The 8202-nt window shown below is 34.8% G+C and carries 7 protein-coding genes; all 7 read right to left on the bottom strand.

Features of this window, described 5'->3' with window-relative positions; all coding sequences use genetic code 11:
* Positions 1-195: 195 nt before the first annotated feature.
* On the bottom strand, positions 196-1869 hold the full coding sequence (kaiC, locus tag J2W48_RS20660; protein ID WP_310283829.1) for a circadian clock protein KaiC: 1674 nt from the start codon (positions 1867-1869) through the stop codon (positions 196-198).
* Between the two features lie 434 nt (positions 1870-2303).
* Positions 2304-3320 carry a GntR family transcriptional regulator gene (locus tag J2W48_RS20655; protein WP_310283826.1) on the bottom strand — a complete coding sequence of 339 codons (1017 nt, stop codon included), beginning with the start codon at positions 3318-3320 and terminating at the stop codon, positions 2304-2306.
* Between the two features lie 515 nt (positions 3321-3835).
* A complete protein-coding gene (locus tag J2W48_RS20650; protein WP_310283824.1) occupies positions 3836-4117 on the bottom strand; it encodes a hypothetical protein in 282 nt (93 codons plus the stop codon).
* 87 nt (positions 4118-4204) lie between these two features.
* Positions 4205-4519: a TFIIB-type zinc ribbon-containing protein gene (locus tag J2W48_RS20645; protein ID WP_310283821.1), complete on the bottom strand. Its 315-nt coding sequence runs from the start codon at positions 4517-4519 to the stop codon at positions 4205-4207.
* Between the two features lie 209 nt (positions 4520-4728).
* Complete coding sequence (locus J2W48_RS20640; RefSeq protein ID WP_310283818.1) at positions 4729-5775, bottom strand: glycoside hydrolase family 130 protein; 1047 nt, start codon at positions 5773-5775, stop codon at positions 4729-4731.
* A gap of 371 nt (positions 5776-6146) precedes the next feature.
* A complete protein-coding gene (gene uxuA, locus J2W48_RS20635) occupies positions 6147-7340 on the bottom strand; it encodes a mannonate dehydratase (protein ID WP_310283816.1) in 1194 nt (397 codons plus the stop codon).
* 18 nt (positions 7341-7358) lie between these two features.
* On the bottom strand, positions 7359-8171 hold the full coding sequence (locus J2W48_RS20630; RefSeq protein ID WP_310283813.1) for an SDR family oxidoreductase: 813 nt from the start codon (positions 8169-8171) through the stop codon (positions 7359-7361).
* Positions 8172-8202 lie beyond the last annotated feature (31 nt).

Raw genomic sequence — 8202 nt, 5'->3', positions numbered from 1 at the left:
TCTTTTATAAAGTTTAGTATACTTTGACCTTCAAATACTTCCATAATGACTGATTTTAAAGATATAAATATACAGAAACTAAATGACTAGCTCAATTTTTTTATATTCTCAAGTGCCCTGATCGATTTTGGCGTTTGTCCTGCTATATAAAGCAGTAATTGCCATTCGGCTACAACTTCTTTTTTCATTGTGCTGCTATTTTTTTTTAGAAGACAGTTTTGCCTGTAATTCTTCTGTTGCTTTAAGGATGCTTAGTTCATCCTGGGCAGATTCGAATTTATTTCTAAGTGTTTCTATGTTGGCTTCCAAAACTTTACGTTTACGTTCAATTTCCCTGTCTTTTCTACTGATTTCGTTTTGAAGCTTAATGTCTGAGATCGTTTTTTTGAATCTGTGCGTTTGTCTTGCAGCGCCGGTCAGGATACCATCTGGTCCTAATTCTACATCTAACAATTCTATTCCGTTACCAGTTATTACAAACTCTCTTACCTGATTAGAATGCCCCATTCCTCTGGCTTTGATAATAAAGATACCACGGTTTCTTTCTCCAACTCCTTCCATATCACGCACGGTTATCCAGGTATCTACCAAAGATGACACTGATTCTTCTGCAAGATCTGGCCTGAAATTATCTGTCTGCTTGTTTAAAGAAGTAAACAGTGCCGTAATATTATTGGCTTTGAGCATATCAATCAGTCTTACAAGCATGGAACGGACTTCGAGTTCACTTCCCACTGATATGAGATTGCTTATGGGATCAATAATTATTGTGGTTGGCTTAAATTCCTTGATTAATTTTCTAAGTGTAAGCAAATGCATTTCAAGACCGTTTAGTGATGGACGTGCGGAATGAACTTGCAGCAACCCTTTTTTAATATGTTTATCAAGGTCAATACCAATTGATTTCATATTTCGAACCAGTTGATGAGGCGATTCTTCAAATGCAAAATAGATTGTTTTCTCTTTATTCAGGCATTGTTCGTTAGCAAAATAACATCCAATAGTTGTTTTGGCCGTACCGGCTGTACCTGATATCAGGATATTACTGCCGCGGTAAAATCCACCGCCCTGAAACATAGCATCTAATCCGGGAACACCTGTAGAAATAACATCTGAGGAAACTTCGTTATCCAGTTTTAATGAGGTAATTGGGAGAACTGAAATTCCGTCTTCATCAATTAAAAACGGATATTCATTGGTACCATGTGTTGAGCCCCTGTATTTTATGATTCGTAATCTTCTGGTAGAAACCTGCTCGATAACGCGATGATCCAATACAATTACACAATCTGAAACGTATTCTTCTAATCCCTGACGTGTCAGCGTACCTTCTCCGCGTTCACCTGTAATGATTGCCGTTACACCTTTTGTTTTAAGCCAGTGAAATAACCTTCTCAATTCGGCTCTAAGAATAGCCTGATTGTCAAGTCCTGCAAACAGGGATTCAATTGTATCCAGAACGACACGTTTCGCTTTTATTGAGTCTATGGCATGTCCTAACCTGATAAATAAACCATCAAGATCGTATTCACCCGCTTCTTCAATTTCTGATCTTTCAACCCGTACATGATCAACGATCAGTTTTTTGTCCTCTTTTAGTTTTTCGAGGTCAAACCCAAGTGACTTGACATTTAGGGTAAGATCATCCGAAGGCTCTTCGAAAGACATGAAAACGCCGGGTTCCTTAAATTCTGTAATGCCTTTAATAAGGAATTGCATTGACAGCAATGTTTTTCCGCAGCCGGCTCCGCCACAGATTAAAGTGGGGCGTCCCTTTGGGAAACCTCCATCGGTAATTTCATCCAGTCCATCAACTCCGGTTGGTGTTTTGGGAAATTTGAATCTTTCTATTTTTGATTGTTTTTGCACGCTAATAAATATTCAGGTATAAACTCAAATATACGTTTTATGAAAATAGTATTAATCTGCATTTATTAAGATTTAACAGCTATTTAATGAAGTTTTACAAATTAATTAAGAATAATAGGCATAAAATAGGAGCAATTAATATAAATTACAGTCGAAAAATTTAACTTGTAAACTTATAATATTGATAATTCCTTTCTTCTCAATTTTCAATACAATATTGTTTTGAAACCGGATGTCTTAGCCCAGACAGCAGCGGTATCCTTTGCCTGCTTTCTTTAAGCAGGCAAAGATTTAGCGAATGGCTGGAAACAGCTCCTAATAAAACTGGATAAGACCCGGTTTTTTGAGCGATAATGGCAGATTAATGTTTTGGGTATTCAAAAAATCTGTCTTTGGAACCATTGAATAACAATGAAGAAAATTTATCAAATATGCTATAGCGAACTACGTTCAATGTATCCGAACGGGTTTTTGAAAACTTCTTTTTTGTTAGTAAGGATCAGTTCTGCCGCTTTCTGTCCCATTGCATTAAAATCAGTACTTAATACGCTAATGTCAAGAAGGGCTTTGAGTGGGGTTTCATTATAGGAGATGACACCTACATCTGTACCTAATATACGATTTTTCTTTTTTATCTGCTGTACCAAATTTACGAGATCATTATCGTCAATAATGATATAAGCTTCTTTTGATTCAAATTCTAAATCATTATTGATTTCTTCAATAATTTCAAAGTCCATTAAATGATTTTGACAGAATTCTTTAAAACCATGAACTAAACCAATTGGATACGGAAACAGGGCCAGTGTTTCATATACAAGAATAATCTTTTTATAATTTTTTAGTTTTATTAAAGCCTCGTTAAGGGCATAAATTATATCATGCTTAAAATCCTGATAAATAGCTGTAAAATTACCTGTAACTTCTTCATAGGAGTTATCTAATATAAGAAGTTTGTCTTTTGGAATGGTTTCAATAGCTTTTAGAACCCGGTTTGTGTAGTTAACATGCTTTTTTTTGCTGTTTCTGAAGTGAGGCATAATTACAAAATAATTATAATTATTAATGTTTTTTTTCAAAGCACTAATAAAAAGCTGCTCATCGCAATAGTAAAGATACATGTTAACATGCCCTTTATTTCCGATTGTATTGACAAAAGAATTGTATACTTCCATTTTGTAAGAGCAGGGCTTATTAATGAGGAAAAAAACATCAAATTTTGCATTTGAACCGGCATATGATACAAAATTTCCTGATCCGGTAACTGAAACAATTAATTTTTGATCCCTTAATATTTTATATGCTTTTTCAGCAGTATCACGCGAGATCGAGTTCTTGCTGCTTAGTTCATTTATTGATGGAAGCTTTTGGCCAATTTTCATCTTACCATTCAAAATTTCTGCAGCAACAGAATCGGCTACCTGTATAAATTTAGGAGAACCAGAATCCATTTTTAAATTAATTGTTATGTTTTTTGTCTTGGATGTCATTGGTAATACATGGATAAATTATAGGATGTTGCAGCATTTCTGGCTAATTAAACTTTTGACTCACAAAGATGTAAACTATAGTTGAAAAAAAATAATGGAATATAAACTGTTTTTAATTTTTTATATTCAAAAATAAGCAAAGGAGGCCCTGTCTGTATCCTGTCCTGTCCTGACAATTATTTTTTAATGCGACTTTAATGTACAAGTCTGAATTATTATTAAAAACGGTTCCTTATACCTTCTTGTTCCGTTTCCCTGTCAAAAAACACTACTATTGGCATTTTTAATAATTACACCCAATGGGTTTATGGTCTCAGATATAGTTTGAAACGATGTGCTTTGGTGCATTTTGCTTTTGCCTCTAAAAAAGAGTAGCCACAAATTACGCAAATTAATTAATGCTCGTGTAATTTGTAGCTAATAAATAGTGTTAGAACCTTGCTGACTTTCAGGCTGCCAACCAATTCTATGGACTTTCAGTCCAAAGCGGTATTTAATAAGTAAAAAAACAATCCGCCTGAAAAATAAAGAAAAACATCAATAATATCAGCACTGTATCTTGTATTATAAGCAGGGAGGTAATATTCAAAATAAAAGGAATAGTAACTGGCCAGACAAAGTACGGCCCATAAGGAAATCTTATAAGTTTTATCTTTTTTTAGCCATCGAAACAAAAGTGTAATATAACCCAGCACGACAGGCAGGCATAAAAAATCATTAACATAATTGTTAATCCAGAATGGAATGTCTATTTGCATGCGCTGCATAATATAGATTAATACAGCTACCCGTGTAATTATAAAAAGGAGCGGTTTAAACATATTTTCACAAGTTGTTTCATGAAGTCAGCCCGCAGCCAATGCAATTACTCCGGCTATTAAGGCTCCGATGATCAAGGCGAAGATTGTCCAGATTGAATGTAAAATACTAACGCCATATCTGATAATACTATTTGGATGATTTGCTGCTTTTTGAAGAAATTTATCTATTTTGTCAGGACCATTAATTTTTTTCTCTTCCTTCTTTTTGTGAATTTTCTGATCACTTTCAATTTTACGTTTAAGGACAATATTAATGACTGCCCCGCAATTGGTGCAATAATCAGTATTTTGATTTCTGGTATTGCATTCTAAACATTTTATAAATGAATTTTGAGCCATGACTGTTCAGTTTACATTAAGTATATATACATAATACAGCAGAGTATGCAAGTCAAATTAGTATAAAAAATGACAGCTTCTAAAGTGAAACCTGATATCACTTGCCAATATGTCCTGCATTTTTTAGTGTTTTTTTAAACTGTTTGTTTATGGGGTTATTTATTAAGTATTCCAAAGAATTAGATTTTAGGATTTACTCATCATCATTATTATTCCAAAGCAGATATAATTTCTTTTATCGAAAAATGGGCACCACAAACAAATTCATCTGCCGCTCCATAATATAGGGTTAGCTTATCGCCCTCTACAATATGGCCATTGGTAAAAACCACATACCCAAAAAAGCCACTCAGTTCATAATTTTCCTGAGGTAACATTATAGGATCTAATGTTCTCGCAATTACTTTTGACGGGTCTTCAAGATCCATCAGAAAAGCGCCAAGACAATATTGATGCTCCGCGTTTGCACCATGATAAATTTCCAGCCAGCCTTTCTCTGTCTTTATCGGAGCTGCCCCGGCACCAACCCTTGCACTATCCCACATTCCGTATCGTGGCTTTAAAATACATTTGTGATTTCCCCAATGAATACCATCATTCGATTCCGCAATCCAAATATAATTGCCTCCAATATTTGGACTGGTCGGACGATGCAATGCATAAAATTTACCGTTTATCAATTCTTCAAAAAGGGCACAATCTTTATTGTGAGGAGGAAAAATCATTCCCTTCAGTTCAAAATTTTTCCAATCTTTTGTTGTACGCATACCAACACCAACACCATTTTCAGATACTGCAGTATAAGTTAGGTAATACGTATCTCCTAACTGACTTACCCTGCAATCTTCGATACCAAACTGTTCCAAAATACCGGTACCTACTAAAAGTCCGGTGTCTTTTGGTTCGTAGAATTTAATTCCGTCATCGCTGCAAAGTAATCTTAGATGCGAAAGTGTGGTGAGGTAATCAAGGCCTTTATACTTAATTACACGTGCATCATTAGCAACAAGATCAGGATCGTTTAGTGGTATTTCGATTATTTCTACTTTACCTAAGGCATTCATTACCGGGAAAAAAATAACGCCTTCCTTTTGTGCTATCGATTCTGCAACCCTTACCAATAGCCATATCTTTTTTTCAAAAACAAAAACTCCGGGATTCAAAAGACTTATAATTTGTAATTCATTGCTGCTTGCTTTTAGATCTTTGGGCATCAATAATGGATTCTCTGGGAAACGCTTTGCTATGTCACTCATGGGAAAGTTTTTATTGGTCTCAGATATAGTTTACAACCAGTTACTTAGTGCATTTTTTTCTTTAACTTCTGATTAATAGTGTTACAACCTTGCAGGCATTCAGTCTGTCAGCTAAACCTATCGACCTCAGTGCAGAGCGGTTGAGTTGTTTTTAAATCAAAAAATCAATTGACTAAACTTCTACACGTTAAATAGCCAGAGCATTTACAGGGAAGTTTCAGTATATACTAAAATTAACTAATTCCTGAGTTACAGTTTTATACAATATGACAAAGTATTTATAAATTTCAAACACACATTTATGTTTGATGTGGATAAAAAACTAACATGGTGATACAGCAAACTGTTCGGCAACAGGCAAAAAAGTGTACTTACATATTATAACAGCTTCTTCTAATCCCCATTTCCAGCCCTCTTAATTCTGCAAGCCCCCTTAAGCGCCCTATAGCTGAATAACCGGGATTTGTTTTTTTATTCAGATCATCCAGCATTTGATGTCCGTGATCAGGACGCATAGGCAAAGTCGAATTGTTTTTTTGTTCTAAAGCAATAATAGCTTTTACAACTTCATACATATTTACATCGCCTTCCAGATGATTCGCTTCATAAAAACTGCCATCCATATCTCTTTGTGTACTCCTTAAATGGATAAAATTCATTTTATCTCCGTGACGTTCAATTATTCCAGGCAAATCATTATCAGCCCTTACACCGTATGATCCTGTGCACATTGTAAAACCATTTGATCTGGACTCAATGCAAGACATTAAATCTATAAGATCTTCTTCAGTACTGACTACTCTCGGCAATCCTAAAATAGGAAATGGAGGATCATCAGGATGTATGGCCATAAGCACATTTTCTTTTTCTGCAATTGGAATTATTTCTTTTAAAAAATAATATAAATTTTCTTTTAAGGTCTTTCTGTCAATATGATTATAGGTGCTTAATGTTTGCAAAAAATCTTCAATCGAATAACTTTCCTCGGCTCCCGGCAGTCCTGCCAATACATTTTTCTGAAGTGATATTTTATCAGTTTCGGGACAAGTTTCAAAATATTGTTTTGCTTTCAGAATTTGTTCGGGAGTATATTCCTTTTCTGCATTTGGTCTTTTTAAAATATACAAATCAAAGGCGGTAAAGGCATTAATATCAAAGCGTAAGGCTTTTGAACCATCAGCTACTTCATAAGCCAAATCTGTTCTTGACCAGTCCAGCACGGGCATGAAATTATAACAAATACAATTAATTCCGCATGCAGCTAAATTTTGAATGCTTTTTTTGTAATTTTCAATGTATTGAAGATAATTTCCAGTCTTCTTTTTGATATCTTCATGAACAGGGATACTTTCAACAACAGACCATCTCAAACCTGACAACTCCTTGTTTATGTCACCATTTTTATGTTCAATTTCAATTTTTCTCTTTAATATTTCTTCAATTTCCCATACTTCTCCGTTAGGAATATGATGTAGTGCAGTTACAACCCCAGTAGCTCCTGTTTGTAAAATATCCTGTAAAGAAACGGGATCATTGGGTCCGAACCATCTTAATGTTTGTTCCATAATATTTGTTTTTTTAAGTTAGATACTTGAAGCAGCAAATCCACCGTCAACTTTTAAAATAATTCCTGTTACAAATTTTGACATATCACTACATAAAAAAAGCAATGCACCATCCAGATCTGCAGGTTCGCCAAATCTTCCCATTGGAGTATGTTCAATTATTTTTTTGCCTCGTTGAGTCAATTCGTCTTCAGGGTTTAATAGCAATGCTTTATTTTGTTCGCCTATAAAAAAACCGGGAGCAATTGCATTTACCCGAATTCCTTCGCCATATTTTGATGCTAATTCTACCGACATCCATTTAGTAAAATTATCAATAGCAGCTTTTGATGCAGAATAGCCAACAACACGGGTTAAAGGTCTTTGTGCGGCGGCAGATGAAATATTTATTATTACACCTTCTTTTTGTCTGGCAAACAGCTCAGAAAAGACCTGAGAGGGTAAAATGGTGCCAATAATGTTTAAATCGATTACCCTTTGCAAATCATCTAAATGCATGTCATAAATAGCCTGATCGGGACTTATTGTTGCCCCTGGCATATTTCCACCAGCTGCATTAATGAGTATATCTAAACGGTTATATTTTTCTAAAATATATTGGCGTACCTCTTCAAGATCTTTTTTATTTAATACATTCGCCTGAACAGCAAAGGCATTTCCTCCTTCTTTTTTTATCAATTCGACTGTTTTGTTTGCCTTTTCTATGCTCTGGCTAACAATACCTGTGATAACGCCATGTTTTGCTAAAACCTGGGCCATATTGCTGCCCAGTATACCTGATCCTCCTGTAATCAGGGCAATTTTATTTTTTAAATTTAATATAGAATTCATGATTTTTTATGGATTAATTAGCATTTAACAG

It is taken from the genome of Flavobacterium piscis (assembly GCF_031457575.1).
Classification (GTDB): Bacteria; Bacteroidota; Bacteroidia; order Flavobacteriales; family Flavobacteriaceae; genus Flavobacterium; species Flavobacterium piscis_A.
This window is presented reverse-complemented; position numbering and strand designations above follow the sequence as displayed.

Excerpts from the sequence above, each read along its gene's own strand:
- J2W48_RS20650 (WP_310283824.1), bottom strand. The coding sequence starts at position 4,117 with ATGCAAATAGACATTCCATTCTGGATTAACAATTATGTTAATGATTTT.
- J2W48_RS20630 (WP_310283813.1), bottom strand. The coding sequence starts at position 8,171 with ATGAATTCTATATTAAATTTAAAAAATAAAATTGCCCTGATTACAGGA.
- J2W48_RS20640 (WP_310283818.1), bottom strand. The coding sequence starts at position 5,775 with ATGAGTGACATAGCAAAGCGTTTCCCAGAGAATCCATTATTGATGCCC.
- J2W48_RS20655 (WP_310283826.1), bottom strand. The coding sequence starts at position 3,320 with ATGGATTCTGGTTCTCCTAAATTTATACAGGTAGCCGATTCTGTTGCT.
- J2W48_RS20645 (WP_310283821.1), bottom strand. The coding sequence starts at position 4,519 with ATGGCTCAAAATTCATTTATAAAATGTTTAGAATGCAATACCAGAAAT.
- uxuA (WP_310283816.1), bottom strand. The coding sequence starts at position 7,340 with ATGGAACAAACATTAAGATGGTTCGGACCCAATGATCCCGTTTCTTTA.